Origin of the sequence: Natrialba sp. INN-245 (assembly GCF_009807105.1) — an archaeon.
GTDB classification, from domain to species: domain Archaea; phylum Halobacteriota; class Halobacteria; order Halobacteriales; family Natrialbaceae; genus Natrarchaeobius; species Natrarchaeobius swarupiae.
On record NZ_WUBV01000017.1, the window covers coordinates 361,069 to 386,537 of the forward strand.

Genomic DNA, 25,469 nt, shown 5'->3' on the forward strand with positions numbered 1-25,469 from the left:
ATCTACGTCGTCGGAAACAAAAACGCTCCCGTCGGGAACGATCACCGATCCGAGCCGCTGCTCCGTCGCTCGAGGTCGTCGTTTTCGCGGACGACCGGGCAGTCGACGACCCGAAACGTCTCCAGGGTCGGCATTCCGAGGATATCCGTTCCGTCCCGACCACAGCCGACCTCCGGCGGCGGCGAGAAGTGATCGCACTTATGACAGTAAACGTGCTTGTCGACGGTCCGAACGTCTCGGCTATGGTCGGACGTATCGGCCGATCGATCCTCCTCGAGGCGTCGCCAGAGACGCTCACCGTCGATCTCCGTGACGTCTTCGCGTGTGAATAGGTCGTCGAACTCGGCGTCTGTGTCGGCGGCGTACTCGAGATGAGTGTCGGTATCAGCATCGAACTCGGCGTCTGCGTCGAACTCGCCGTCGTGCTCGCTCGAGTCCTCCGAAACGGTCGCAGCGAGATCGGAGAGCGGCTCGTCGCGGTCCGTCATCGTCGTTCGTCCGTCGTCGAGTCCTCCTGATCAGTCGGTTCTGGACGGCTGGGGTCCTCCCCGTCAGTCGGTTCTGGGGGAGCCGACTCGTCAGGGTCGCCGATGACGAGTCTGTCGGAGCCGAAGAGGGACGAGTCCCCGACGACGTCGGCGATCGGGCTCTCGCAGTGTGGACACTCGGGGACGTTCAACAGGGCGAGATCGACGCTCGAGTCACAGTTTTCACAGGTCGCGGCTCGAATCCCCTGTCGGTTCGCTCGGCGTTGGAGACGGTCGACCGCGTTCCGACCGCGTTCTCCGTCGGGTCGATCGCGTATCGCTGCGACCGTTTTCGCGAGAATCATCGATCGATCCTCGAGAACCTCGATCCGATCCAGTAACTGTTCTACGATCTCCTCGTAGTTGTCGAATCCTGTCTCGAGACGACGCTCGAGTTCGTCGAGGTCGTCCTGAAAGTCGGCGACATCCTCGCGCGGGGCGTACGATTCGTGTCCGTGATCGGCCGGCGCTTTGTCGTCGGTCTCGCGTTTGACCTGGACGACACGCGATCGGACGTCCTCGAGGAGATCCGTAAACTCCTCGCGTTGGGCCTCGATCCGATCCTCGAGGTCGTCGGTGTCGGCCGGTGCTGTGACCGAGACGCCGCCGCTTTCGTGGTTCTCGCCGGCCATGCGTTCCAATTACGGCTGATCGCCTGATAAGGATTGTTGCCGACTCGATCCGCGATGGGCCCGCTCTCGACCGGTTACCGAATCTTTCGAACGTTGCTGATATCGAAGCCGGCGTCGTGAATCTCGGTTTCGAACCGGGCGACGTTCTCGTCTTCGAGTCGCGAGAGTACGCTCCGGAACTGTTCGACGACGAGTGTCCGTGCGCGCTCGGACCCTCCGCTTTCCCACTCGAAACGGAGCGTTCCGTCGGCGGCCTCCTTCAGCCGGCCGAGCTGTGTCGGTGTGAGCGTGTCGGCGTTGACAAGCAACAGTACCACGCCGTTCCACTGGTGGGACGCTCGAGCGAGCCCTTTCAACGCGACCACGAGTTCCTCCCAGCTGAGCTGGTCGTCGACGGAGACGACGAGATCGGTGATCGAGTCGACGACGACGAGGTTTTCCGACGCGTGAGCGGTCAGGTAATCGGCGAACGCCTCGAAGACGTTGCTGTTACCGGTGTACTCCCCGAGGTCAGTGAGGTCGGCAGGCTGATCTGTGTACCACTCGGTCGGAACCGGCGTCAACTGAAAGTACTCTCGCGCCAGGTCGACGAACTCGACGTCGGTCATTCCTCCCTCGACGATCTCGTCGTCGATTACGACCGACATCTCGTCGACGACTGCCTCTCGTCCGTCGGTAAACGAGACGTAGTGGACTTCCTCCGGAACCGTCGTTCCCGGTTCGAGGTCCCCGTAGTGGAGGTCGAACAGCTCGGAGTCGGTCGCCGCGAGCCCGTTCATCACCGCGCTGGTGTAACAAAACTCCCGGGCACCCCCACCGGAGTCCCCGGCGAGCAAGACGACGCTTCCGGTCGGTGCACCGCCGCCGATCATGCGGTCGAGCCGAGAGATGCCAAGGGGGAGCCGTTCCATACCACTCTGTTCGGAGCGAACCGCTTACCTGTTCTGGCGGATCAGCTCCAGCGGGGCATCATCCGGTACCGACCTGCGGAGCCCGATACGCTCAGCTCCCCCCGGCCAGAACCACCCACATCACCCGATTCCGAGCCGCGTTCGTCGTTACAGTGGCCTCGAGCGACGGAAACCGGCTGCCGGGAACGACAGCCGTATCCCCGAATCGAGCGCCCACCTCGAGTTACACTACGCTCGAACAGTCACCGCGAGTCGCAATAGTCCTCTTTGATTGTCGGCGTCCAGAGATTTCTCGTCTGGGGATCGACACACGGTGTCGCCAGATACGCGGCGACACGTTCGACTGGCCACGACACCCCCTGCGAAGAATGGGCTCTACGGCGAGTGTTCGGGCTCATACGGCTTGTTCCGATACGAGTCACTGTCCCGATGGACCTGCGTACCCGCGACCCATGCGGCGGATACGTCGGAACGGACCCACAGCAGACCACACGATTGGCGGTCGATCGGAGAACGGTCGGCGATCGACCGGGACAGACTCATCGCAGTCGGTATCACTCACCGGTCGGCGTTTGGAACGCTACGGATGGATCTCGCGCTCGTCGAGCCAGACGAGTTCCCGGCCGTCGAACTCGAAACTCCCCTTGACGAACCGCGCACTCCTGCGAGCCGGCTCGAGGTCGATCGTCGACACAGTTCTGGTTACGTCGACGTCGTCGACCAGCCAACCGTACCGAGCGTCGGATTCGTCCATCTCCGAGAGGACGATCAGTTCGGACTCGTCGGCGCGATTCGGCGTCTGGTTCGTCGGCCCGAAGATACGCTGGAGGTCGACGACGCGGACCTGGTCGCCGTCGACCGTAATCGAGCCTGCATTCCACGGATCTTCTGCGGTGTCTACCGTGCTCGTGTCACCGACGCCGAGAACGGATATGACGGCGTCGACTCGAACGCAATACTGCCGATCGGCGAGTGAGAAGGCGAGGACCGCAACCTGGTCCGATTCGCTGTCGTTTCCACCGCTGTTTGAGAACGATGCCATCGTCATCTAACGCGATCCGACAGTGTAAATAAGTGTTTTGATCAGAGCGGGTCGAACACGCCATCGAGACGTTCAGCCGAGAGTCAACGTTTTATCGCTGGGATTAGATACACGAACAAGAACGATGGCCCCGGACCTACCCGAGAAGCTCCTCGGAATCGATATCGGTGCCGCGGAGAACCGAACGCAACGCGAATCGCCGGATCGGGCCGAAGAAGAGCAGGAACTCCTCCGGTTCGTGCTGTTTGGAATCGGCGAGCATAGACTGGCGGTGCCAGTCGATGACGTTAGAACGATTACCGACGTTCCGAACGATTTGACCCGTGTACCCCGGACGCCACGTGCCATCGAGGGAATGATGGATCTTCGTGGAGAAATAACGGCAGTGATCGACATCACGGACCACTTTCCCGTCACTGAGGAGCGTCCGGGTCGAGAACAGCTACTCGTCTTCGATACGTCCGGCGACGAACAGTCGGCGGCAGCAAGAATCGACGACGTTCTCAGCGTCGACGCTATCCCCGAACGGGCCGTCCTGTCCCCGGACGATGTCGAGCAACGGGGTTACTCGAGCGAGCCGCTCGAGCACCCACTGGTGGATGCACTCCTCGAACGCGAACACCGATCGACGCGACGAAGTCCGGGCGACGGATCGGCACAATCGACTGCGGAGGACGTCGCTCCCGTGGCGGAGTCGATCACGGCGACCGATCGCGACGGCGGGACGGGCGACGACTCGGAATCGGTCCGTACAACGGCACAGCTCGTCGTCGATGTGATCCCGCTGATCAACGTAGAGAACCTCCTCGCTGCGTCCGGCCACCTCGTGTCCGATCGGGCCACAGATCAGGGCTAATCGTGGTCCAACTGAACTGATGGGTGAAACCGATGGCCGTCGTCCGGTTTCACCCATCGGCTGACGGTTGGAACGGTATTAGTCGCGTTCCTTTCGTTTACTCACCACAGTACAGAGAGCGCCGAGTATGGTGTTATCACGATTGATAACCGGGAGACAGCATTTATAGTAGTTCTTTTTGTATTATCGGCCGGTGTACTACTAAATGTCGACAGGGGTTCTCATCGTAGACGACTCTCATTTTATGCGGAATCTACTGCGACAAATTTTAGAGCAGGATTACCGCATCATTGGAGAGGCAACCAACGGTGCCGAGGCCGTAAAGCTGTACAAAGAACACGATCCCGACATCGTCATGATGGACATCGTCATGCCGAAGTGCAACGGGATCAAGGCGACCGCTGCGATCAAAAAGATCGATCCAAACGCCCGCGTGATCATGTGTACGAGCGTCGGGCAACGCGAGAAGATGAAACTGGCGGTGAAAGCCGGTGCGGATGGCTACGTAACGAAACCGTTCGAAGAACCGAGCGTCAGAAAGGCTCTCACGGACGTCGCTGCGGCATGACGCGAGTACTCGTTGTCGACGACTCCCGGTTCATGCGGACGGTTATCGACAACGCACTCACTGGTGGTGGATACGATGTCGAAACGGCTGTGAACGGGACCGACGCGCTCGAGACGATGTCGGCGTTCGATCCGGACGTCGTGACGATGGACGTCGAAATGCCCGAGATGGACGGGATCGAAGCCGTCGAGCGAATCATGGCGACGAACCCGACACCGATCGTCATGCTCAGTGCGTATACGGAAGCCGGGGCGGAAGCGACCCTCGACGCGCTCGAACGCGGAGCGGTCGACTTTCTCTCGAAACCCGACGGATCCGGGTCGAGAAACGTCGCACACCTCGTGAACGAACTCGTCGACAAAGTCGACGCGCTCGACGATGCCGACGTCTCGTCGCTTGCGGTCGCTCGAACGACGTCGACCGCGCGAGCGGTTCGGTCGACCCAGTCCGGACAGGTGACCGCATCCGGAACCGTCACGTCGACCGGAAACGACGGCGTCGACTCGAAACCGAGTGCCAGTCCAACCGGAACGCAGTCGGCTCAGACGCCGACGGTTCACCCCGTCGACGTTCCCACGGAATCCGACGCCGAGCCAACGATCGTCGTCGGCGCATCGACTGGCGGTCCGAAGATCGTCGAACACGTGCTCGAACGACTCCCCCTGGAACTGGGGGCGAAACTGCTGATCGTCCAGCACATGCCGGCAGCGTTTACCGAGCGGTTCGCACAGCGACTCGAGACGGTCAGCGAGTACGACGTTCGAGAAGCGGCCGACGGCGACAGAATCGGCCCAGGAGAGGCGGCGGTTGCCCCAGGAGGAGCACACCTCCAGGTATCGAACAACGTCGGCGGGAACCTTCGGCTCCGTCTCGACGACGACGATCCCGTCCACGGCGTCAAGCCGTCGATCGACGTCACGATGCAAAGCGTCGCAGATCGGGTCAGCGACCCGATCTGTGGCGTCGTCCTAACCGGCATGGGACGGGACGGTGCGGCCGGAATCGAAGCGATCGACGCCGCCGGCGGATACACGATCGCACAGGACGAAGAAACGAGTCCAGTGTTCGGAATCCCCTGTCAGGCAATTCGGACCGGCTGCGTCGACGACATCGTTCCTGCAACGGAACTCGTCGAGAAGATCACCGCCACGTTCACGGGTGAGACACATGACTGAGTACTGGACGGAGTTCGTACAGGAGAGTCACGAACGAATCACGCAGTTGAACAACGCGCTGTTGACTCTCGAGCGGAACCCCGACGACGAGGATGCGATCGAGAATATCTTTCGGATCGCCCACACGCTCAAAGGCAACTGCGGCGCGGCCGGGCTCGAGTCGGCAAGTGACCTCGCACACGGCATAGAGGACCTCCTCGATGCGGTCCGTGCTGGCGATATCGACGTCACGGCCGAACTGATGGACGACGTCTTCGACGCCGTCGACCAACTCGAGACGATGGTCGACGAGGTCGACGCCGACGGCGAAATCGAGACGGACCCGTCAGCGACGATTCGAACGCTTCGCGACCACCTCGAGACGTCGGTGACGACGTCGGTCGACGCGCCGTCGGACGAGGAAGTCCCGTCGATTCTGTCGCGGTTCGATCCGCCGGCAGACGAGAACCACGATGCGTATCTCGCCCGGATCGCGATCGACGAAGCCGGCGTGGACGACGGACCGACGAACGGATCGTTAGTCGTCGACGCGTTGATCGACGCCTTCGACCTGATCGGAACGGTTCCGTCCGCCGACCGGATCGACGATGGAACGTACGGCGGCCAGTTCGACGCGGTCTTCGGCTGTGCCGTCGGTGGGCAGGCGATCGTCTCAGGCCTCGAGTCCGTCGAGGAGGTGACCGCCTTCGGGATCCGCGAGGTAACCGTCGAGTTCGAGACCGCGTCTCGAGAAGACGGTGATCTGGATCTTCCAACCGAAGCCGGAATGCTCGCCGAAGACGTCGACCGCGCGGATATCTCCTCGGATGAGGCTCGAGATCTCGGCGTCAACGAACTTCTCGATGAGTTCGATGAGTTCGACGACTTAGACGAGAAAATCAAGGAGGTCGAAGCCGACGAGGATCTCGACGTCTTCGACGAGATGGGCGAGGCCGGTTCGTTCGATGACCTGTTCGACCAGGCGAACGAACAGGCCGAAGACGAGTCAGGCGGGCCTAGCGACCCCACCACTCGAGACGAGACGTCCGCCGCCGACGCCACTTCGGCCGCCGACACCAGCCCAGATGAAGAGGTCGAGGACGCCGAGGCCGTCTTCGCGGAACTGAAAGAAGAGGTCGATACGGTCGGGTTCGACGAACTCCAGGACGAACTCGATGAACTCGAGTTCGACGAGTTCGACGACGAAGAGGAAGTCAGCATGGACGAACTCCTCGGCGACGAACTCGAGGAAGACGACGGCGCTCTCGACGAGACGTTCGAGGAAGATCTCGGCGACGAACTCGAGGAAGACGACGGCGCTCTCGACGAGACGCTCGAGGAAGATCTCGGCGACGATGGAGCGCTGGACGAGCCGGTCGATGTGGAAACTGCTGAATCGCCATCAGAACCGTCCACGAAAGCGGCTGACGAGTGGACAGTACGCGACGACTCGGTCTCCGCGGATTCGACGGTCCAGGATGATCCCCTCGAAGCCGATCCGGCCGACGACGGCCCGGTCGACGACGAATCGGCCGGAGAAACCCTGGTCGAGGCCGATATCGACTCGAGCGACCACGACGAAAGCGAGGAGTCCGAAGAGCCAGTGGATCTCGAGGAGTCGGATGAATCCGACACGTCAGTCGAAGACGAGTTCGCGGACGAGGAGTTCACGGACGTCCAAGACACCTACGACCCCGAACCCGTCGATACGACGGTGTCGTTCGACGCCGAAGAGGAGACGACACACTCGCCAATCGACTCACCCGATGACTCCGCCGGTTACATCGAGGACGATGCGTTCGAAGACGTCGGTAGTGGGTTCGGGGACGATGCCGAATTCGGTGACGAGTCCGTAAGCGACATCGAAGACGGCGGCTTCGGCGAACCCGCCGACGAGTTCTCGAGCGTCGACGACGACTTCGGCGAAATCGAAGACGACGGCTTCGGCGATAGTACCGTCTCTTCGGCATCAGTTGACGATGAGTTCGACGAATCGGCCACCGCGGATTCGGGCGGATCGACCGACTCGAGCGAACCGGCCAACGAGGCAGTCGATCCGCTCGATCTCGTCGACGACACCGAAGACTCCTTCGAAGAAACCTTCGGTGAAGACGCCTTCGACGAGGTCGACGATACGGAGTTCGGAGTCGGAATCGACGACGAGTTCCACCCCGCCGAGGACTCGAGTAAATCGACCGACGAGACGGACGAAAGCGAGGACGGAACTGACGAAGAAGTGCCCCGGATCGTCGACGAGCCGTCACTCGAGATCCCGGATATCACGGTTCCGGACACGTCCGAGGACCCCGATCGCGATCGTGACGACGACGCTATCCAGTCGGTCCGAATCGACGTCGATCAGATCGACGAACTGATGACGCTCGTCGAGGGGCTGGTTACGAGTCGGGTTCGACTCCGTCACGAGGTCGAATCCGACCGTGACTTCCAGGCGATCGAGGCCGAACTCGACGATCTGGAAGGGCTGACGACGGAGCTCCAGGAGACCGTTATGGACGTCCGGCTCATCCCACTCGAGACGGTCGTCAATCGGCTTCCGCGGATCGTCCGAGACATCGCACGTGAACAGGACAAGGAAGTCGCTTTCGAGATACGCGGCGAGGACGTCGAACTCGACCGGAGCATTCTCGATCGGATTCGCGATCCGTTGATTCACCTGGTCAGAAACGCGGTCGACCACGGTATCGAACCGCCGGACGAACGGGAAGCGGCCGCAAAGCCACGCGAAGGCAGCGTCGAACTCACGGCTAGTCGATCACGAAACCGGGTGACGATCACGGTCTCCGACGATGGAAGCGGTCTCGACCCCGATCGGCTTCGGTCGGAAGCGATCGAAGCCGGCGTCCTCTCGGCCGAGGAAGCCAATGAGCTCAAAGACGAAGAGACAGCACGTCTCATCTTCCAGTCAGGCCTCTCGACGGCGTCGGAAGTGACCGACGTCAGCGGCCGCGGCGTCGGGATGGACGTCGTGAAACGAACGATCGAGGATATGGATGGAACGGTCTCGATCGACAGCCAACCCGGAGACGGGACGACGGTTACGATGACGCTCCCCGTCTCGATCGCGATCGACGACGTCCTGTTTGTCCAGAGCGGCGACGAGGAGTTCGGCATCCCGACCGAGGCCGTTCACGACATCGAAACGGCGAACCAAATCGAAACGACCGGTGACGAGCGGGTGTTCCCCGTCGGTGACGAGATGTATCCGGTGATCGATCTCGAGGAGCGCCTCGAGACGCCGGGGAGCCACGCAAACGGCGACGGCGTCGCGGTTCGCATTCGAGACTCCGTCCGCCCGGTTGTCCTTCACTGTGACGACGTGTACGGACAACAGGAGGTCGTCGTCAAACCCTTCGAGGGATTCATGAGCGACGTTCCCGGCCTCAGCGGCGCGACCGTCCGAGGCAGAGGAAAAGTCGTCAATATCATAGACGTAACAACACTATGAACGAGTACGAACATTCACGGAGTATCCAATGACGTTGATGGTCGACATCCGAAAGTTGAGTTTCATTAACGAAATGGCGAAAGTCGGGACGAACGGCGTCGCCGACAACATGAGCAAGTTGACCGGCGAGAACGCCCAGATGGAGGTGACGAAGACGAACTTCGTCGACGTCGACGATATCGAGACACAGCTCGATCCCGGCAAACGCGTCGGCGTTCGAGTTCGTCTACTCGATCCTCCACACGGTCACATCCTTATCCTGTTTCCCGAGGCGAGCGCGAAGAAGATCACGGCGATCATGCTCAGCGACGTCGTCGACGACATGTCCGACGTCTCCGGCAAGATGGCCAGAAGCGCCGTCGAGGAGATGGGGAACATGATGGCAAGTGGCTTTATCGACGGCTGGGCCGACGTACTCGGACGGGTAATCGATATCGCCGCCCCACAGCTCGTCTACGCACCCGGCGGCGACATCGTTACTCGAACGGCCGGTCTCGGGGGCGACGACCTCGCCCTCTTTTTCGACTCGGATCTGACAGTCCCGAGTTACCAGATCGAGGCCGAAATTTACGCGTTCCCCGACCTCGAGGAGTTCGTCGAAATGGTCAACGGTATCGAAGTTCAAACTGCATGAGACTCGACGTCAACGCACTCGGAACGTTCTATCGAATGGCCCGGGAAGGGACGGGACTCGCTGCGGGTCGGTTGACCCACATGACTGGCGTCGAGACCCGGGTCGGAGTGACGAAATTGAACTTCATGCGCGGTCAGGAGATCCGCCGAGATTTTCGAACATCGAAAACGAAAGTGGGTGTCCGGGTCGAACTCACCGGTGCGATCGAGGGGTACTCGTTGATCGTCTTCGACCGCGAGAACGCGATTCGGGTCGTCGAAACACTCCTCGACGAAGCTGACTCGGATGCCGAACTCGACGTCGAAACTGACGAGTTCGATCGAATGAGTCGGAGCGCAACGACCGAGGTCGGCCACATCATGAACAGCGGCTTCATCGACGGCTGGGCCGACGTATTAGAGACAGTCATCGACGTCTCGACTCCCGAGTTCATCGAAGGAGAGTCCGCCGAGCCGTTCTTCGACGGGGTATCCGGTTCTCCTGGGGACGACGACCTCGCATTGCTCTTTCAGAGTCGGATCGAGGCGGTCGACACCGAAATCGGCTTCAACCACTACCTGTTTCCGAAACGCGAGTCGATGGGAGCGCTACTCGATCAGCTTCGAACGAGTGAGGGTATCGAGTACGACAAACTCGATGGGTTCGATCGAATGGCCGAACGTGGTGCCGAGGAAGTCGCCAAAACCGCGACGACGCTTACCGGTATCGAAACCAACGTCGAGATCCGCCGGCTAAACTTCGTCTCCCTCGAAACGATCCCGGAACAGGTTCCCGACGAGAAACTGGTGAGCGTCGCTTTCGAGTTCGAGGGCGTCCCAAGCGGATACCTCATCTTTCTGTTCGACGAGGAGTCCGCACACGAGATCGTCGACGCGATGGTTCCGTCGTCGGTCGACGAGGACGGGTTCGGAGAGATGGGAACAAGCGCGATCAAGGAACTGGGGAACATCATGGCCAGTGGCTTTCTCGACGGCTGGGCGAACGTCCTCGATACCGCGATCGATCACTCGACTCCCGAATTTGTCCACGATATGGGCGCTGCAGCCGTCGATCCCGTCATCGTCAAACTCGGTTCGAACCAGGAGTTCGCGTTCGTCTTCGACACCGTCGTCGTTGCCGACGGCCGGGAGTTCGACTGTGAAGTGTACGCGATCGCGGACGAATCGGACCTCGAACGCGCATTGAACGATCTCGACGTCGATCGAATCGAGGAGACGCCAACGACGGCGGAGTTTCAGGAAGTCGATAACGCATGAAGACGTACGGAAGCGAACCGGGCGCACCGTCTCCAGTCCAGGTCGGTATCTCCGAACTGGCCGTCAGTGACGGCGACGACACACTCAAGTCCTACGGCCTGGGATCGTGTCTCGCGATCGCGTTGTACGATCCCGAGGACGAGATCGGCGGGCTCGCACACGCGATGTTGCCTGACGGCGACGCAGCCGACAACAGCGACAGAAAACCCGGAAAGTACGCGGACACCGCAATCAGAGCGCTCCTCCGACGAATGGTCGAACGTGGTGCAAGCTACACCTCCGTCGAGGCGAAGATCGCCGGCGGAAGCGACATGTTCGAGTTCGATAGCTTCGGAGAGGGAGTCGGACAACGAAACGTCGACGCCGCTAGGGAGGAACTCGAGAAACTCGGCGTCCCGCTCGTTGCGGAGGACGTCGGCGGTGACCACGGGCGAACCGTCGAGTTCACCCCGGGGACGGGACGGCTTCTCGTCAAGACGTCCGACGAGGAGGAAAACGGAGTGACGGAGTTGTGAGCGAGGACACACTGGAGGATCTTCTCGCGTTCGTCGAGGACGAACTCGCGTTCGCGACGAGTCATTACAACGATAGCTACCTCGACCGGCGCGTCTCCTCTCGAATGCGTCGAACGCAGTGTGAGACATACGAGGAGTACTTCGAAGTCCTCCGGACGGACGCCGACGAACAGACGGCGCTTCTCGAGGCGATGAGCATCAACGTTACGGGATTTTTCAGAAATCCGGATGTCTGGGCAGGGATTCGAACCATCCTCAGGAACGTCGCCGGATCCGACGACGAGATCACGGTCTGGAGCGCCGCGTGTGCCGACGGTCGGGAACCCTACTCGCTGTCGATGTTAGCACACGACGATCCAGCAATCGACGCGTCGACGGTTCGGATTCTCGGGACGGACATCAGCGAACCGGCACTCGAGACGGCTCGTCGTGGCGTCTACACCGAATCACGGACCGTTGACATCCAGGAACAACTCGAGTTTCTCGACGAGTACGACCAGTACGTCGAGGTCGGAGACGACAGCACCTACCGGATCAGCGACGACACGAAGCGAAACGTCTCGTTCGAGCGCCACGACCTGATCAACGACGATCCGAAATCGGGATTCGACCTGGTCGTCTGTCGCAACCTGTTTATCTACATCGACAACGAGTACAAACAGCCCATGCTCGAGACCATCGCCCAGTCGCTCCGGTCGAACGGATATCTCGTGATCGGCAAGGCCGAAACGATTCCTCCGACCCTGAACTCCCAGTTCGCCGTCCGCGATGCACGGCTTCGGATCTATCAACGGGAACCAACACCCGAATCGTCGGCCGATCGCGCCGAACCGGATGCGAGTCGCTGAGTATAGCTCGCTCTCTCCCCGTGAATGACGACCGACCATTACATGATCGTCGACCAACTATCGGTGGACGATGACCGGCCTGGACCTCCTTTCGTTCGTCGCTCGCTCGCGGACGGTGATCGACTCCTCGCCGCCGACGACCGAACGCGAAACGCGAACCTGGATCGTCGAACCCTTCCTCGAGACGCTCGGCTGGGACGTCCGTGCGGATTCGACGACGGACGTCAGTATCGAGGACGTTCGGATCGAATACGTCCTCTCGGCGGACTCGATTCCGGCCGTATTCGTCGCCATCGAACCCTACGGAGAGCCCCTCGAAGAACCCCGAGCACGGAACCTTCTCGAGGCGATGTCGTGGACCGGCGTCGACAGGACCGTCTACACGAACGGACGCGAGTTCTTCTTGCTTGCGGGGACGATCGACGTCGACCGACTCGCCTGTCGTCTCCCGTCGTTGGCCGACCACGAATCGTCGCTTGCACACTTCTCGCGGGATGCTGCGAGACGGCGTCTCGAGCGTCACTCCCGCGAAGACGTCGCCCGGCAACTCGCACTCGAGCGCGACGCGCTCGTCGAATCGATCGTCGATCAGGTAACGTCGACGCTCCGGAACGGTGAGGCCTACGACGGGGAGATCCAGTCCGCGACCAATCGGTTTCTCGACCGGCTGGTCGTCTCGTTTTCCGGCGACGAGAACGATCGGTTCGATCCCGAACCCGAGGCTGTCTCGTTGCGATTTACCGAACCGACGGACTCGGACGACGGGCACCTGCCGCCAGAAACGGGAACCGGCCAAGACGGACCGTCTCCCGAGGACTCGACGCCACCGACGATCGATCGGTCGGACGACGGCGAAACGCAGTACGCCGAGTCTGAGTCCGCCGACCAGGCGAACGACCGAACCGACGTCGGAACGCACGAGCAAAGCGACAGTGCCGACGGGAATGCGTCTGAAGACGACGAGGAAACGTCCGTGGAGGGCGACGGCGAGTACGTCGCGCGCTTTTTCAGCGAGCGCGGTTCGATCGGGGCGATCGGCCACTCGCGATCCGATCGGGCGCTCGTCCACGCGGCGGAGTACCTCTTCGAACGCGGACTCTCCGGAATCAGGCTTCCCTGGGGACCCGAAGACGGTGACACCGTCGTCAACGACGAGCCACGGCGAGCCGACAGCACGCCGATGGACGCCGACCGACAGCTCTCGAACGGACTCTATCTCGAGACCGGCGGCGACGTCGACGATCACTCGGCTCGTGTCGAAGCGCTCACCGCTCGAGCGGGCCTGCGCGTGCTGTTGACCGGTGACTGGAATCAGTCGTCGTCCGGCGATTCGTAGTCGATGTCGATCTCGACGACGTCGATGGAGACGCGGTCGAGATCATTAGATGGATCACCACATCGCCACTGGTTCGAACCCATCGACTCCCAACTATCGTCGTTCTCGAAGTACATTTCCCAGCCGTCTGCATACGGCCCGTCGTTGACCTCGATTTCGACGGAATCGATATCCTCGTCGAAGAACTCTCTCGTGCTGTCTCGGTGTTCCATCTCGAACTCGGTCGCTTCGGCGCTCTGGATCGATCGGCTATCGTCGTCGATTTTCACGAGCGATATCATCGCCGTGTCCGTCTCCTCGCGGCAGGTGAACATCGGTTCCGAGACGACTGCACTCGAGCCGTCGCTCTCGCGGAAGACGCCGCCACCGACGTACGCGATCGTTTCGGAGGCGTCACCGCTATCGTAGACGAACGCACCGAGGTCGTCGGAGCCGTATTCGTCGTTCCACGCCCACAGCTCGTTGCCGGAGTTGTCCGAAACCGTGATTTCGAGATTTGTCCCTTCCTCACCCGGTGAGATCGTCCCGCCTCTGACCCTGACGTCACCCGACCGGTGTGTCACAGCGTCACTTCGCACGAATTCGTTGCCGTTGGTGGCAAAGGTATCGACGGCGCGCTCTGCGTTCGCAAGCCGTTCGCTTTCGTGATAGTCCTCGACGGCCTGAAACCCGACGAGTCCGACGAGAACGACTGACGTGAGGACGATCGCGAAGATCAGGATGAAGCTGAGCAGTTCGGTAACCCCTCGCTCCTCGTGGCTCCCTTCGTTGCTTCTCGGTGGCGAATTTCGGATCATTGCAGGCGGATTTCATCCTCGCTCTGGTCGTACCCGATTTCGATGGTTCCGGACGATGCCGAACTATCGTAATCGATCTCGAGATCTTCCGGGAGTGGAACGAGTACTTGCGTCCCCCCGCCGCCCGTCGTCAGGTTGAGACACTGTACGTCGTCTCTCAGCAACGGATCACTCCCACAGTCCCCCGATGGGTGGACGCGATACGTCGATCCCGCGATCGTTCGGGGGTGTTCCGTGGTGATGTTCACTGCATCACCGTCATCGGCCAACCGGTCGACGTGGGCGATCTCCCCTGCCAATCGCTCGCCGATCGTCTCGAGTGACTGCTCGGTACTCATTTCGGTCTGGGTCTCGAGCATCGCTCCCGAACTCAGGAACAGTCCGGCGATGAGGATCGTCGTCATCGCCATCGTGAGAACATGCGTGATGGCACTCGAGAGGGCACGGTCGTCGGCTTTGAACGGGATCATAAGGTATCACCGTAGAGGTCGACCGTCGTCGTTCGTTCCGTGACGATATCGTTCGATTCGTAGGTGTAGGTGAGTTCGATACGTGCCGGAACTTCCTGATCGGCTTCCTCGACGTCTCCGATAGCGACGAGGTCGTAGTCCAGTTGATTACTGGCAGTTGTCGTGTCAAATCGGATCGACTCGTAGTCTTGTGAACGGTCGATGATTGACATGTCATCGCAGGCTGCTGGATCGAGTGGGTTAGTTGATTCTCCAGTTACTAAATTGACACTCTCCGCTTCACACGACTTCCCTTCAGCGGGCACCGAGACGTCAATGTATGGGCTGTTATCTCCATCGACGCGGATTTCTGTAACGTCCCCGTCTGCATCCTGTATTTCGAACTCCCGATCGACGTTCGGCGTATTTCCACGAGTCAGTTCGAAGTTCAAGATCACATCGCCTTCGAGTAGTACCTCATCATCGCTAGGTTGATTATCTGTCCCGAAGACTGCCTGTAGGCTGGTATCAGTGATCCCCGGTTCGACTTCGACGTCTGTGATATCCGCGTGCTCCTTCGTAGAGTGACTCTGTTGTAGCTCGTTCTGACTTTCTATAATGTCAATCCAGTCCGATTCGTCGTTGAGAATGTCCTCTATATCCTCCTCACCACTCGCGATGTCATCCCATCCACCTGCATTCGCCACACTCGCCGTCGCGACACTTTTGATTCCCTGTTCGAATTCGTACTCAGCTATTTCTGCCTGTGTTACACTCTCTGTCGTCGAACTCGAGGACAGCTCTTCCGTATGAACGAGGCCGTTAAACGCGACGATCGTCGCGAGGATGACGAACGCGATGACGATCCCGCCGATAAGGATCATCTGCGCCCGATCCCGGGAGTCAGTCCTCACCATGACGTCACCCGCACCTCCACGACGTTGTGGATCGGTTCCGTATCCGTATCCGGATCGGCTTCCAGCAGGATCTCACTCTCCGTAACGTTATCTTCGTGATCGACGACGCGCCCATCCTTTATTTTGGTCATATTTTGGTCCTCGTGTATCGTCACCATGTAACTCGCAGTCACGGCACCTGGGTCGTCAGACGTGTACGTGTCTTCTTTGACGTACGTTTGGTTCCTCACACTCTCGTTCTGGTAAACGAACTCGATCGTGTAATCATCGCCAATTCCGGACCCCGAGAACTCCTCCTCGAGGACTTCGGCCAGAGCGAACGGATACTCGCCGCTCTCGTTTTCGTCCTCGAAGTGTTCGTTCTCGAGGTATCCGTTCTGTGCCCAGTACAGAACCATCGCCGAGAGGTTTCCTTCCTCGGCGTGTGCCGAGACGACGAGCCCGTCTTGCAGTTGCTGTTGCTGTTGTGCCTGGGCCGTCCGGTCGACCGCACCACCCGTTCCCGGCGCGATCACCACCGACTGCATCGCGAACAGCAGTGCGAACAGTACGATCGCGGCCGCGGCGAACCCCTCGAGGGTGTACATCTGTCCGCGGTCAGCGTCATCGTCTCGTGGTCGTCGTTTCCTACTCATGTTACCACATCCGAACCTCAAGTCTCACCGGTTTTCCGTCGTAATCCTCCTCGATGTCCCGAACCGTGACAATTCGGTTCACCTGTACGGCAGATTGGTTGTTGTACTCGTCCCCGAATGCAAGTTGCTCGCCATCCATAGCACCCGGAAGATCCGCCTCTAGGGGGCCATCGTCCGTCGTCGCGTTCAGCGCCCTGACCGTCACGTTCACTCTATCGAACCGATCATTGTCGCTGGTTTCCCGCAATCCGAGATCCTCGTGCAAGTCACCGCTGTCGTATTCGAGGATGTCCCTCCCGTCGAGTTCGTTCGGCGTCTCCGTTTCGGTGTCGTCGACGATCGTCGCCGCAACTCGGTCGCCTTGAGCGAGATCCCCTCCGTCGATCGATCCCGTCGGGGTTGCAATGAAGTTCGGGACCGTCATGAAGACGAACGCGACGGCGAGGACGAACAGTCCCAGTCCGACGACGAAATCCTGGGTCGTCTGTCCGCGTTCGTCGAGCCCGACCGAAACGGTTCGTGATCGTTCTCGGCTCATCTCAAGCCACCATCGACCAGCCAAACAGCGCAACCGTCGACAGGATTACCACGTATTTCAACCCGCTCGTGAGATCCGCGTTCCGGATATACCCACAAATAAATCCGGAGATGATTCCCTGGAGCGTAATCGCGTGGAAGAACAACACCGACAGCATCCGAACGTCGACGTTCTCGCTCAGGTCCGCGTCCGCGAGTTCACCGTCGCCACCGGACGCACCGCCGTTTCCGGTCTCGAGGCCGGCCATCGTATCGATGAACTGCGTCTTGAGGATCGCGATCACGGCGAGAACCGTAATAAACGTCATGATAATGATAACGACCTGCATCCGGGTTCGGGAGCGTCGTTCCCGCTCTAGGTCGTCGTGGTTCTCACTGGCCTGTGCGGCCGTCCGAAGCACGTCGGAGATCTGATTAGACGCCTCCTGTGCTTCGGTGATGAGTCGAGTCGTCCGGGCGAGTCTCGGAATGTGATACTTGTTGTTGAACTCGATGAGCGACTCCTTTAAGCTCATCCCGTAGTTGACCTTCGCGTGCATCGTCTCGAACTCCTGGGCCAGTTTTCCGCTGGTCGTATCCGAGACCGTCTTGAGGGACTCGAGTAAGGTCAGTCCGGTGTCGTTCGAACTCGAGAGCTTTCGAAGGTCCTCGGACAGCTGACTGACGACCGCGTTCCGGTGTCTGAGGTTCCACTCGCTGAAGATGGCGAGTGGGATTGCCATGACGTAAAGGGGGATATAGACGTAGATGACCGTTCCCCAGATGGGATGGTCTAGCAGTCCATCCGTTCCACTCCATGTCGTGGGCGCGGATCCGATGACGACCGCGACAGCGATGATCGCAATCGAGATCGGTGCAGTCAACGCGAGCGTGTAGAGTGGATTGTCACGGAAGAAAATATGTGGCCGTCGCAAGACGTTCACCGTCTCGTGTGCGCCTTCCCGGTTTTTGATCCGGTCGAAGACGCTTCGCTCGCCGGCAAACTGGTTGATCAGACCGAGGTTGAGCACGCCTTGATCGCGGGGATCCTGTACGCGTCGACCGGTGCCACTCATCGTCAGGTAGCCGTCGCCGGGCTCGTCGTGTTTGACCGTTGAAACGAGAACGATGAACGCGACACCGATCAACGGAATCAACGCGTAGACGGTCATAAAGAGCAGACTATCCGCCACATCGGCCTGGGGAATCATCTGCATGACGACCATGATGATGATCAAAAGCAGCGGGAACAGCGACAGCGTCATATACATCTCACCGAACAGTTCGAGCGTCTCGAGTGTGATCTCCTGTTCCTGTTTGGCGGTTCGCATGTGCTTTTCCTTCTTGTCCTCGAGGAAACTCTGCATGTCACCGCCGCTGTTGACGATCGAGAGCATGTCCGTCAAAAACTGCGACAGTTCGTCGCTCGGCGTCTCGATGGCCTGTTTCCGAATGGCAGTCCGGTAGTCGACGCCGAAGTAGTCGGTCTCCTTGACGATGCTTTGGAACTCCTTTGATACCTCACCGTAGGTGTCGTCAGCTTCAGCCATCGCCTCGATGATCTCGAGTTGGTTGAGTCCGCCGACCGACAGCGCGTACATAAACGAGACCGAATCGGTGAGCAACATGTTGATCTCGCGTTTGCGATTCGAGACGCGCGAGTAGGGGATAGCAACGAGCGAGCCAAACCCGAGGACGAACCCAATCGTCCCGAATAGGAGTCCAACGATGATCACGAGCGCGGGTGCACGGAGCAGGTCGATGAGTGCAAGTGCAGTTTCGTTTCCGACCGGAATGCCGATGAGGTAGTCGACCTGGACTAGACCTGTTCCGAAGACAGCCCAGCCGAGGACCAGCCCGATCAGCCAGAGGGCAAATCCAGAAATGACGCCGATACCGAGCGCCCGTGAGAGATAGAGCTCGACTGTATCGGTCATTCGGGCCTGAGAGAGTTTTGTCTCGACGTCGGCGACGAACTCGCTGTTCTCGTCGAACAGGCGACGATACAGCGGGAAGAACGCGTCGCCGAGTGCATCCGTCCCGCCGGAGAGACCGTCGCTCTCACCGATCCCTGCATCGTCGGTTTGAAGGCTCATGTGTCGGTCTCCTCGTCGTCAGTCGTACCGTTCCCACGGCCGAACAGCGATTCGTCGTCGACCGAATCATCTCCGAACAGAGAGCCTTCGTCGCCAGCACCGTCGTCTACGTCGTCGCTGAACGGTGAACTCGGATGCGTCCCGAAGATTGATTCGGGATCCGATCCCTCGACAGCCTCCGATTGATCCGTCTCCGCTCGTCCAGTATTTCCAGCGGGCGTATCGTCGAGTTCGCTGCTGAAGTCGGCGGATGTCTCTTCGCCGTCTTGCTCTGGGTCGAAGACCGCGTCGAGTTCCCCGTCGGGGAACATCGGATCGCTCTCACCCGTGTTCGGATCGTCGTCGGGACGACCACGGCTTCGGTCCCCCATCGACTCTAGCGTCTCGTCCATGTCGTCGAACAGGCCACCCAGCGTTTCGTCGTCAGGAACGTCCGCTTTGCCGGTCGTCTCCCCGGACGTCGGTTTCGTGTCGTCGGATGCCCAACTCGGTGAATCAGCGCGTGCTGTGTCGCCGGATTCGGATACATCGGCGGGATCCGTTTCGGTCGACGCCGCCGCTGGTTCCCCGGTCGAGCGATCAGCCGATCCATCGACCGGCTCGAGTGCCTCGGTGTCGGCCGGCGATCCGACCCCATCGTCCTCGCCGAACCACTCCGGTTCGCCCTCGTCGTCAATGCCTGCGTTCGAGTCGGCTTCGGAACTCTCGTCTTCGAACGCCCACTCCGCCTCGTCGAGTCCGCTCGTGAAGTCGAACTCGTCGTCCGACTCGACCTCGACTGTTTCCTCGGCTTCGACGTCGCCGAGTGCACTCGCGAGCCCGCTCGGAACCTTTCCGCGGTACTCGTCGAACAACGACTCCTCGGCTCGCTCCAGGATATCCATCGAGAGATTGTACGTCTCGCTCGTCGCCGATGGGCGGGGAACCAGTTCCTCTTTCTCCTGGTCGACGTCGATCAACACGCTTTCCATCTCCCGGAGGTCGTTCAGGCTGTCCTCGAGTTGGCCGTTGGCGATGAGTGTGAGGATCGTGTCGGGGTCGTTGATAAACGCCTGAACGGTCGCCGCGACCTCGGCGTAGGTGTTGAGTTCGTTTTTGATGAGGTACGCGAGGATCACTTCGCGCTTGAACAGTTCTTCCTGCAGTTTCTCCGTACTCCATCCACGATCGAACTGGACCTCCTCTAAGGTGTTCGAGTCCCCCATCTTGAGGAACTCGTCGGTTTCGGCCTGCCACTGGTAGACGTCCTGAACGTTGATCTCGTCGTGTTCGGCCTCGTAGTGGTTGATCTCGGTAAGTGACTTGTTTCGACGGACCTTCGTCCCCTGGACTCGCGTCTGCGTCTGAATCGAGACCAGATCCAACGCGGTGAACATCGTCTTCGAGACGTTGATCGGATCCGTCGTGAACCGTTTGAGGACCTCGTCGACGGAGTCAGCGTGGAACGTCGTGTACGTAGTGTGACCCGTCGACATGACCTGGAACAGCGTTCGACCCTCCTCACCACGGATCTCACCCATCACGATGTAGTCGGGGCGTTGACGAAGCGCGGCCTCGAGGAGGTCGAACTCGTCGACGTCACCCTGTGCATCGTCGTTGAACGACGGGCGTGTGACGCTCGCGATCCAGTTTCGCTGTGGGAGTTCGACCTCGCGGGTATCCTCGATGGAGACGATCTTCGCGTTACTCGGGATGAACAGCGAGACGGCGTTCAGCGAGGTTGTTTTCCCGGATGCAGTACCGCCAGCGAAGATCAGGCTCTTGTGGTTCTCGATCGCCAACCAGAGAAACGCCATCTCGTCTAAGCTGAACGTGTTCCAGTTGATGAGGTCGATCGGGGTAAACGGAACGTCCTTGAACTGACGGATGGTGTAGTTGGTTCCGTGGTCGGAAACCTCCTTGCCGAGTGTCAGTTGTGCACGAGAGCCGTCCGGGAGCGTCGCGTCGACCTGTGGCAGTCGTTTACTGATCCCTTTCCCGGATCGCTGGGCGAGTTTGACGACGAAGTCATCGAGTTCGTCCTCACCGTGGTAGATGTTCGAGATGATCTGCTCGTACTCGGAGTGGTAGACGAACACCGGCGAGTTGTAGCCGTCACAGGAGATGTCCTCGACGTTGATGTCGTGTTTGATCCCGTCGATTCGCTCGTAGCCGATGAAGTCTCGCTTGAGCAGGTACAGCAGCTTCTCGACCTGGTACTCGTTTAACGTGTCTGGGTCCTCATCGAGGATGAGCGGCTCAGGGCGAACCTCGATCCCTTGGAGTTCATCAGCTTCGCCGTCGATGTCGCCGTCACTCGAGAGCGCCGACCGCAGCGAGGCGAGGAACCCGGCTTTCGTGTTCCCCCCCATCGCTTCGAAGAGGTCGTACCGCTTCAGGAGCTTTCTCGTTTCGTCTTCGATGACGGTTCGACGGCCGTCCTCGCTCGTCTTTTCTTTGACACCCTCCTCGGAGTACTTGATCGCTCGTCGGAGTTTTCCAGTGAGAAACTCCTTGAGTTCCAGTTCGATCTCGTTTAAGTACGGTTCGATAACGTAGTACTTCTTCTCGTTTTCCCGTTCGGAGTGGAAGATGATAACACAAGCGTAGGGTTTGTTCACCCAGTAGCGCTCGACTTCCCTGAAGTGGCTCTTTTTCTCGAGTGGAACTGCCTTCTCGAGGTCGTACCGATTGGTGACGGTCGTGTTACCGGCGTCGGTCGAGAAGAACTCGTCTTCGTCGATCTCCTCCTGGATGGAAACCGTCCGTTCCTCGATGACCTCGTCTAAGGCCATCGCGATATCGTCGCCGAGCGAGAGCTGTTCCTCGACGTGGTCGGGGTCGAATCCGAGCGCTTCTTCCCCGTCGAACGGGACGATCTCACCGCTACTGTCGCGTGGTCGGTTGCCGTTTTCGTCGTAGTACGTTTCCCACTTGTAGTGTTCCCACGACCAGACATCCTTGACGACCGGTGTCGTCTCGGGATCGCAATGCTCGAGAAAGTGGTCCTGAAGGCGTTCGGATTTGGTTCCACAGATCGGGAGAACCTGTTCAGGAAGCTCGTCCGGTTGAAACCCGAGATATGCCTCGGGATCGAACGTCACGCGGTCCCAGTCGTCGGCGCGTGGAACCGCGCCACTGCCTTCGTCGGTATCCAACCCGAGTTGGTCGCTGGGATCTCTGGAACCGGCTCCAGAATACAGGGTCGAAACCTCGTCACCGTGCCCGTACTCCTCCATGAAATCGGCCCACGTATACTCGCCAACCCGGACGTGTGAGCCCACACCAGAATCCGATCGTTCCTCCGACGCGGGATCGGATGCCTCGCCCTCGGAAAATTCCCCGGCATCCGACTGGTCGGCCTCATCAATAGCCATTGGTACCACCCAAACTCCCACCCTTCAAAAAATTCATGCGCCTATTATCACCCATGATAATTGGACTAAAACCTCATTTTGACGAGATATAGTTACAGAGTGGGGCCACTATCCTACAATTACCTGAACAAATATTGTTCCAGTAACCGACACATTATATAATTTCCTATTTGCAAGTCGAAAATACATATTTGACGGTGGTAAATTCACATGTGAGATTTTGTTGTTTAATTGTAATGTTTGCCGGACGAACGTGACTCTAATATCTGTGAGACGGCATCTGGCTGTCGGTCTCGAGACGACTCGCCCGCGATTACGGAAAACCGAAGTCGTCCATCGGCTCGAGGAAGTTCCGTCGACACGGTACCTGGAACCGCCGTTTCTCCTTCATCGTAGTCAACTCTCAGTCGGGGGGCAACCTGGGACAGAGTCGGCAATAACCGGTAGAACGAGACAACAGTCCGTACGACTGGACTCGAATCACGGTCGTTGCGCTTCCCCTCTCCCTGATTCGAATCCGCCGTGCCGGTTCGCTCGCCATTACGTGGCTCGCTGCACGGGCGTGGCGGGATTCGAACCCACGATCAGAAGGTTAGGAACCTCCTGCCCTCTCCGCTAGGCCACACGCCCTTCCGAGAAAACACGTCAGTTCGGTTCGGTTTCGGTTTCGGTTTCGGTTTCAGCGTCCGTCTCCTCGGTCGTCACCGGCTCCGTGTCGACGAAGTCAGCCTCTTCGTCCTCCTCGAAATCTCCATCACGCATCTCCTCCAGTTCCGTTTCGACCTTTTCACGCCCTTTTTGGAACTCCCCCATTGCCTCACCCGTCGATCGAGCCAGCTTGGGGATTTTGTTTGCCCCGAACAGCAAGATGGCGATGAAAAGGATGATCAGTAATTCCGGACCCCCGGGTGCACCAGGGATGAACAACGGTGCAATTTCGGCTACCATCTCTATGCGTGGCTTACCGGCTGGCAATTATAACCTTTTTGCCTCGGACAGCTATCGAAGAACGTCCGAAAAAGTTGTTCGAACCCGAACACGCCGAAATCGACACCCGAGTTACCGAGTGGGAAATCGGTATCCACGGTCGAGAGCGGCTCGTGTTTGCGCTTAGCGTGGCCGGTCCGTTCCGGGACCGAACCGTTCTGGGAACGAAACAATCTTTCCGACGTATACGTAAGGGACAGACGATGTCTGAAACTGGCGACAGCGCACCCGATTTTACCGCACCGCTCGCAAACGGCGACGTCGATTCTTTTACGCTCTCCGAACGCCTCGAGGAGGAGGCACCGATCGTCCTCGCGTTCTTCCCTGCCGCGTTCACGGGCGTCTGTACGGACGAGATGTGTACGTTTCAATCGCGCCTCGCGGAGTTCGAAAACGTAAACGCGTCGGTCTACGGCGTCAGCCGGGACTCCCCGTTCACGCTCAACGAGTTCCGCGACCAGAACGACCTCGAGTTCGGGCTGATAAGCGACTTCAACGCCGAGATCATCACCGACTACGGTATCGAGATGGACTTCGAGGACCTCGGCGTCTACGGCGTCGCCAAGCGCTCGGTGTTCGTCGTCGACGACAGCGGTGAGATCGTTTACTCGTGGGTGAGCGACGACCCAGGCGTCGAACCGGAGTACGTCGAAGTCGAAGCTGCGGCCGAGGACGCGGCCTGATACGGATCGTTGTCGTTCGGTACCGGTAATCGATGATCCCGAACGAACGGCCGACGGAACCGACGCCACCCTGGCAAGCGATTGCCTCGCCGCATCGTTTTTTACGTTACCGACTGACGACTACGTATGAACGAACCCGACCCTGGGACTGATTCCAAGCGCGTCTACGATCCTGCTGAAGAACACGAGTTCCCCGACGAGAAACTGAACGCCATCCTCGAGTTCGTCGACGAGGACGAGGAGATAACGACCTACCTCGAGGCACAGAACATCAATGCGGTCGATCGGATGCAGTACAACGATCACGGGACCAAACACATCGAGATCGTCCGAAATCGGGCGCTCTGTCTGTACGATCTCCTCAAAGCCGGTGACGTCGATTTCAACGGTGCACGCCAGCAAGGGCTCGACGAGGAAGACGAGTCGGTGATTATCGCGCTCGCGGCGACACTCCACGACGTCGGCCACGTCGTCCACCGCGACGAACACGTCTACTACTCGATCCCGCTGGCCGCCGACATCCTCGATCGAGTCTTAGCGGAGTTCTACGACCTCCCCGACGTCGTGCGAATGAAAGGCGAGGTACTCCACGCAATTCTCTGTCACCACACGGCCGAGACGCCGCTGACGACGGAAGCCGGTATCATCCGCGTCGCCGACGCACTCGACATGGAAAGTGGCCGTTCACGGATTCCCTACGAACACGGCGGCCGCGGGATCAACACCCTCTCGAGCCAGGCGATCAAACGGGTCTCGCTGTACGAGGGCGAGACCAGTCCAGTGATGGTCGAAATAGCAATGACGAACGCGGCAGGCGTCTACCAGGTGGACAACCTCTTGAAGGCGAAACTCCGTGGCTCCGGACTCGAGGATGATATCCGTATTGTGGCCGTCAACACGAACGAAAACCACGAACAACTCGTCGAACGGATCGAGCTTTAGTCGGCGAGTTCGTACCGTCCATCAACCCGTTTGACGTGGCCGCGCTCCCGTAACGTTCCAACGATCGAGAGAACGTTCCCCTTGCTGATGGCGAGATCCGACCGGAGGTTGTCAGCCGTCGCGCCGTCTTTCGTCGCGAGATAGTAGTAGACCAATTTCGCTCGCGGCGTAGTAACATCAGTTGGCACCGACACGTCGGTTCCCTGCTCCACTGTCGAGGTCATATTCGATCTCTGAAGTTCGACGATAATAAATCTGTGTTTCAACGATCGTCGATAATAAGGCCCCCGTCACCGTGTTTCGACAACCCGAACAGCGACGACCGATCCGAAACGACACCGATTCG

24 protein-coding genes and 1 tRNA gene are annotated in these 25,469 nt (G+C 59.4%); 11 read left to right on the forward strand and 14 right to left on the reverse strand.

The genetic code is table 11. The features are described 5' to 3' along the window. Window positions 1-41: 41 nt before the first annotated feature. From GRS80_RS06630 to GRS80_RS06645, 4 genes are all read right to left on the reverse strand, one after another. Window positions 42-488, reverse strand: a complete 447-nt coding sequence (locus GRS80_RS06630) for a hypothetical protein (RefSeq protein ID WP_160046861.1) — start codon at window positions 486-488, stop codon at window positions 42-44. Then, window positions 485-1,159, reverse strand: coding sequence for a hypothetical protein (locus GRS80_RS06635; protein ID WP_160046862.1), 675 nt, complete (start codon window positions 1,157-1,159; stop codon window positions 485-487). Before GRS80_RS06635 ends, GRS80_RS06630 begins: the two co-directional genes overlap by 4 nt. Window positions 1,160-1,233: 74 nt before the next feature. Next, a complete protein-coding gene (locus GRS80_RS06640) occupies window positions 1,234-2,070 on the reverse strand; it encodes an HTR-like protein (RefSeq protein ID WP_160046863.1) in 837 nt (278 codons plus the stop codon). A 580-nt stretch (window positions 2,071-2,650) separates the two neighbouring features. Further along, window positions 2,651-3,112, reverse strand: coding sequence for a chemotaxis protein CheW (locus GRS80_RS06645; protein ID WP_149080468.1), 462 nt, complete (start codon window positions 3,110-3,112; stop codon window positions 2,651-2,653). Between the two features lie 124 nt (window positions 3,113-3,236). Between GRS80_RS06645 and GRS80_RS06650 the strand changes: the two genes are divergently transcribed. The 9 genes from GRS80_RS06650 (at window position 3,237) to GRS80_RS06690 (ending at window position 13,745) form a co-directional block, all read left to right on the forward strand. After that, window positions 3,237-3,968, forward strand: a complete 732-nt coding sequence (locus GRS80_RS06650) for a chemotaxis protein CheW (RefSeq protein ID WP_160046864.1) — start codon at window positions 3,237-3,239, stop codon at window positions 3,966-3,968. A gap of 205 nt (window positions 3,969-4,173) precedes the next feature. After that, window positions 4,174-4,536, forward strand: coding sequence for a chemotaxis protein CheY (cheY, locus tag GRS80_RS06655; RefSeq protein WP_124196601.1), 363 nt, complete (start codon window positions 4,174-4,176; stop codon window positions 4,534-4,536). Beyond that, complete coding sequence (cheB, locus tag GRS80_RS06660) at window positions 4,533-5,711, forward strand: chemotaxis-specific protein-glutamate methyltransferase CheB (RefSeq protein WP_160046865.1); 1,179 nt, start codon at window positions 4,533-4,535, stop codon at window positions 5,709-5,711. Before cheY ends, cheB begins: the two co-directional genes overlap by 4 nt. Beyond that, on the forward strand, window positions 5,704-9,156 hold the full coding sequence (locus tag GRS80_RS06665; protein ID WP_160046866.1) for a chemotaxis protein CheA: 3,453 nt from the start codon (window positions 5,704-5,706) through the stop codon (window positions 9,154-9,156). The genes cheB and GRS80_RS06665 overlap by 8 nt, the downstream gene beginning before the upstream one ends. Before the next feature lie 28 nt (window positions 9,157-9,184). After that, window positions 9,185-9,790 carry a chemotaxis protein CheC gene (locus GRS80_RS06670; protein WP_149080464.1) on the forward strand — a complete coding sequence of 202 codons (606 nt, stop codon included), beginning with the start codon at window positions 9,185-9,187 and terminating at the stop codon, window positions 9,788-9,790. Further along, window positions 9,787-11,046, forward strand: coding sequence for a chemotaxis protein CheC (locus GRS80_RS06675; RefSeq protein WP_160046867.1), 1,260 nt, complete (start codon window positions 9,787-9,789; stop codon window positions 11,044-11,046). The genes GRS80_RS06670 and GRS80_RS06675 overlap by 4 nt, the downstream gene beginning before the upstream one ends. Continuing rightward, the gene (locus GRS80_RS06680; protein ID WP_160046868.1) at window positions 11,043-11,561 is read left to right on the forward strand and encodes a chemotaxis protein CheD; all 519 of its coding nucleotides are present in this window, start codon (window positions 11,043-11,045) and stop codon (window positions 11,559-11,561) included. Before GRS80_RS06675 ends, GRS80_RS06680 begins: the two co-directional genes overlap by 4 nt. After that, window positions 11,558-12,409: a protein-glutamate O-methyltransferase CheR gene (locus GRS80_RS06685; RefSeq protein WP_343161480.1), complete on the forward strand. Its 852-nt coding sequence runs from the start codon at window positions 11,558-11,560 to the stop codon at window positions 12,407-12,409. The genes GRS80_RS06680 and GRS80_RS06685 overlap by 4 nt, the downstream gene beginning before the upstream one ends. Window positions 12,410-12,479: 70 nt before the next feature. After that, the gene (locus GRS80_RS06690) at window positions 12,480-13,745 is read left to right on the forward strand and encodes a hypothetical protein (protein ID WP_160046869.1); all 1,266 of its coding nucleotides are present in this window, start codon (window positions 12,480-12,482) and stop codon (window positions 13,743-13,745) included. Here GRS80_RS06690 and GRS80_RS06695 read toward each other — a convergent pair. From GRS80_RS06695 to GRS80_RS06735, 9 genes are all read right to left on the reverse strand, one after another. After that, complete coding sequence (locus tag GRS80_RS06695) at window positions 13,721-14,542, reverse strand: hypothetical protein (RefSeq protein ID WP_160046870.1); 822 nt, start codon at window positions 14,540-14,542, stop codon at window positions 13,721-13,723. The two genes, GRS80_RS06690 and GRS80_RS06695, sit on opposite strands and share 25 nt — an antisense overlap. Then, window positions 14,539-15,012, reverse strand: coding sequence for a hypothetical protein (locus GRS80_RS06700; RefSeq protein WP_160046871.1), 474 nt, complete (start codon window positions 15,010-15,012; stop codon window positions 14,539-14,541). The genes GRS80_RS06695 and GRS80_RS06700 overlap by 4 nt, the downstream gene beginning before the upstream one ends. Continuing rightward, entirely contained in the window at window positions 15,009-15,698 is a 690-nt protein-coding gene (locus GRS80_RS06705; protein ID WP_160046872.1) for a hypothetical protein, read from the reverse strand. Before GRS80_RS06705 ends, GRS80_RS06700 begins: the two co-directional genes overlap by 4 nt. Before the next feature lie 203 nt (window positions 15,699-15,901). Further along, window positions 15,902-16,543 carry a hypothetical protein gene (locus tag GRS80_RS06710; RefSeq protein WP_160046873.1) on the reverse strand — a complete coding sequence of 214 codons (642 nt, stop codon included), beginning with the start codon at window positions 16,541-16,543 and terminating at the stop codon, window positions 15,902-15,904. A 1-nt stretch (window position 16,544) separates the two neighbouring features. After that, entirely contained in the window at window positions 16,545-17,081 is a 537-nt protein-coding gene (locus tag GRS80_RS06715; protein ID WP_200840338.1) for a hypothetical protein, read from the reverse strand. A 1-nt stretch (window position 17,082) separates the two neighbouring features. Continuing rightward, window positions 17,083-19,155 carry a type II secretion system F family protein gene (locus GRS80_RS06720; protein WP_160046874.1) on the reverse strand — a complete coding sequence of 691 codons (2,073 nt, stop codon included), beginning with the start codon at window positions 19,153-19,155 and terminating at the stop codon, window positions 17,083-17,085. Next, window positions 19,152-22,511 carry an ATPase, T2SS/T4P/T4SS family gene (locus GRS80_RS06725; RefSeq protein ID WP_160046875.1) on the reverse strand — a complete coding sequence of 1,120 codons (3,360 nt, stop codon included), beginning with the start codon at window positions 22,509-22,511 and terminating at the stop codon, window positions 19,152-19,154. Before GRS80_RS06725 ends, GRS80_RS06720 begins: the two co-directional genes overlap by 4 nt. A gap of 557 nt (window positions 22,512-23,068) precedes the next feature. After that, window positions 23,069-23,141 (reverse strand) — tRNA-Arg (locus tag GRS80_RS06730). Window positions 23,142-23,156: 15 nt separating this feature from the next. Continuing rightward, entirely contained in the window at window positions 23,157-23,459 is a 303-nt protein-coding gene (locus tag GRS80_RS06735) for a twin-arginine translocase TatA/TatE family subunit (protein ID WP_160046876.1), read from the reverse strand. Between the two features lie 242 nt (window positions 23,460-23,701). On the opposite strand from GRS80_RS06735, the gene GRS80_RS06740 reads away from it, so the two are divergent. Then, window positions 23,702-24,181 (forward strand): redoxin domain-containing protein, encoded by a 480-nt coding sequence (locus tag GRS80_RS06740; protein WP_149080452.1) that lies wholly within the window; start codon window positions 23,702-23,704, stop codon window positions 24,179-24,181. A 126-nt stretch (window positions 24,182-24,307) separates the two neighbouring features. After that, entirely contained in the window at window positions 24,308-25,123 is an 816-nt protein-coding gene (locus tag GRS80_RS06745; protein WP_160046877.1) for an HD domain-containing protein, read from the forward strand. Here GRS80_RS06745 and GRS80_RS06750 read toward each other — a convergent pair. Further along, on the reverse strand, window positions 25,120-25,347 hold the full coding sequence (locus GRS80_RS06750) for a MarR family transcriptional regulator (RefSeq protein WP_149080450.1): 228 nt from the start codon (window positions 25,345-25,347) through the stop codon (window positions 25,120-25,122). The genes GRS80_RS06745 and GRS80_RS06750 overlap by 4 nt on opposite strands. Window positions 25,348-25,469: the final 122 nt, after the last annotated feature.

Coding starts and splice junctions, on each gene's coding strand:
- GRS80_RS06630 (WP_160046861.1), bottom strand. CDS start 488: ATGACGGACCGCGACGAGCCGCTCTCCGATCTCGCTGCGACCGTTTCG.
- GRS80_RS06635 (WP_160046862.1), bottom strand. CDS start 1,159: ATGGCCGGCGAGAACCACGAAAGCGGCGGCGTCTCGGTCACAGCACCG.
- GRS80_RS06640 (WP_160046863.1), bottom strand. CDS start 2,070: ATGGAACGGCTCCCCCTTGGCATCTCTCGGCTCGACCGCATGATCGGC.
- GRS80_RS06645 (WP_149080468.1), bottom strand. CDS start 3,112: ATGGCATCGTTCTCAAACAGCGGTGGAAACGACAGCGAATCGGACCAG.
- GRS80_RS06650 (WP_160046864.1), top strand. CDS start 3,237: ATGGCCCCGGACCTACCCGAGAAGCTCCTCGGAATCGATATCGGTGCC.
- cheY (WP_124196601.1), top strand. CDS start 4,174: ATGTCGACAGGGGTTCTCATCGTAGACGACTCTCATTTTATGCGGAAT.
- cheB (WP_160046865.1), top strand. CDS start 4,533: ATGACGCGAGTACTCGTTGTCGACGACTCCCGGTTCATGCGGACGGTT.
- GRS80_RS06665 (WP_160046866.1), top strand. CDS start 5,704: ATGACTGAGTACTGGACGGAGTTCGTACAGGAGAGTCACGAACGAATC.
- GRS80_RS06670 (WP_149080464.1), top strand. CDS start 9,185: ATGACGTTGATGGTCGACATCCGAAAGTTGAGTTTCATTAACGAAATG.
- GRS80_RS06675 (WP_160046867.1), top strand. CDS start 9,787: ATGAGACTCGACGTCAACGCACTCGGAACGTTCTATCGAATGGCCCGG.
- GRS80_RS06680 (WP_160046868.1), top strand. CDS start 11,043: ATGAAGACGTACGGAAGCGAACCGGGCGCACCGTCTCCAGTCCAGGTC.
- GRS80_RS06690 (WP_160046869.1), top strand. CDS start 12,480: ATGACCGGCCTGGACCTCCTTTCGTTCGTCGCTCGCTCGCGGACGGTG.
- GRS80_RS06695 (WP_160046870.1), bottom strand. CDS start 14,542: ATGATCCGAAATTCGCCACCGAGAAGCAACGAAGGGAGCCACGAGGAG.
- GRS80_RS06700 (WP_160046871.1), bottom strand. CDS start 15,012: ATGATCCCGTTCAAAGCCGACGACCGTGCCCTCTCGAGTGCCATCACG.
- GRS80_RS06710 (WP_160046873.1), bottom strand. CDS start 16,543: ATGAGTAGGAAACGACGACCACGAGACGATGACGCTGACCGCGGACAG.
- GRS80_RS06715 (WP_200840338.1), bottom strand. CDS start 17,081: ATGAGCCGAGAACGATCACGAACCGTTTCGGTCGGGCTCGACGAACGC.
- GRS80_RS06720 (WP_160046874.1), bottom strand. CDS start 19,155: ATGAGCCTTCAAACCGACGATGCAGGGATCGGTGAGAGCGACGGTCTC.
- GRS80_RS06725 (WP_160046875.1), bottom strand. CDS start 22,511: ATGGCTATTGATGAGGCCGACCAGTCGGATGCCGGGGAATTTTCCGAG.
- GRS80_RS06735 (WP_160046876.1), bottom strand. CDS start 23,459: ATGGTAGCCGAAATTGCACCGTTGTTCATCCCTGGTGCACCCGGGGGT.
- GRS80_RS06740 (WP_149080452.1), top strand. CDS start 23,702: ATGTCTGAAACTGGCGACAGCGCACCCGATTTTACCGCACCGCTCGCA.
- GRS80_RS06745 (WP_160046877.1), top strand. CDS start 24,308: ATGAACGAACCCGACCCTGGGACTGATTCCAAGCGCGTCTACGATCCT.
- GRS80_RS06750 (WP_149080450.1), bottom strand. CDS start 25,347: ATGACCTCGACAGTGGAGCAGGGAACCGACGTGTCGGTGCCAACTGAT.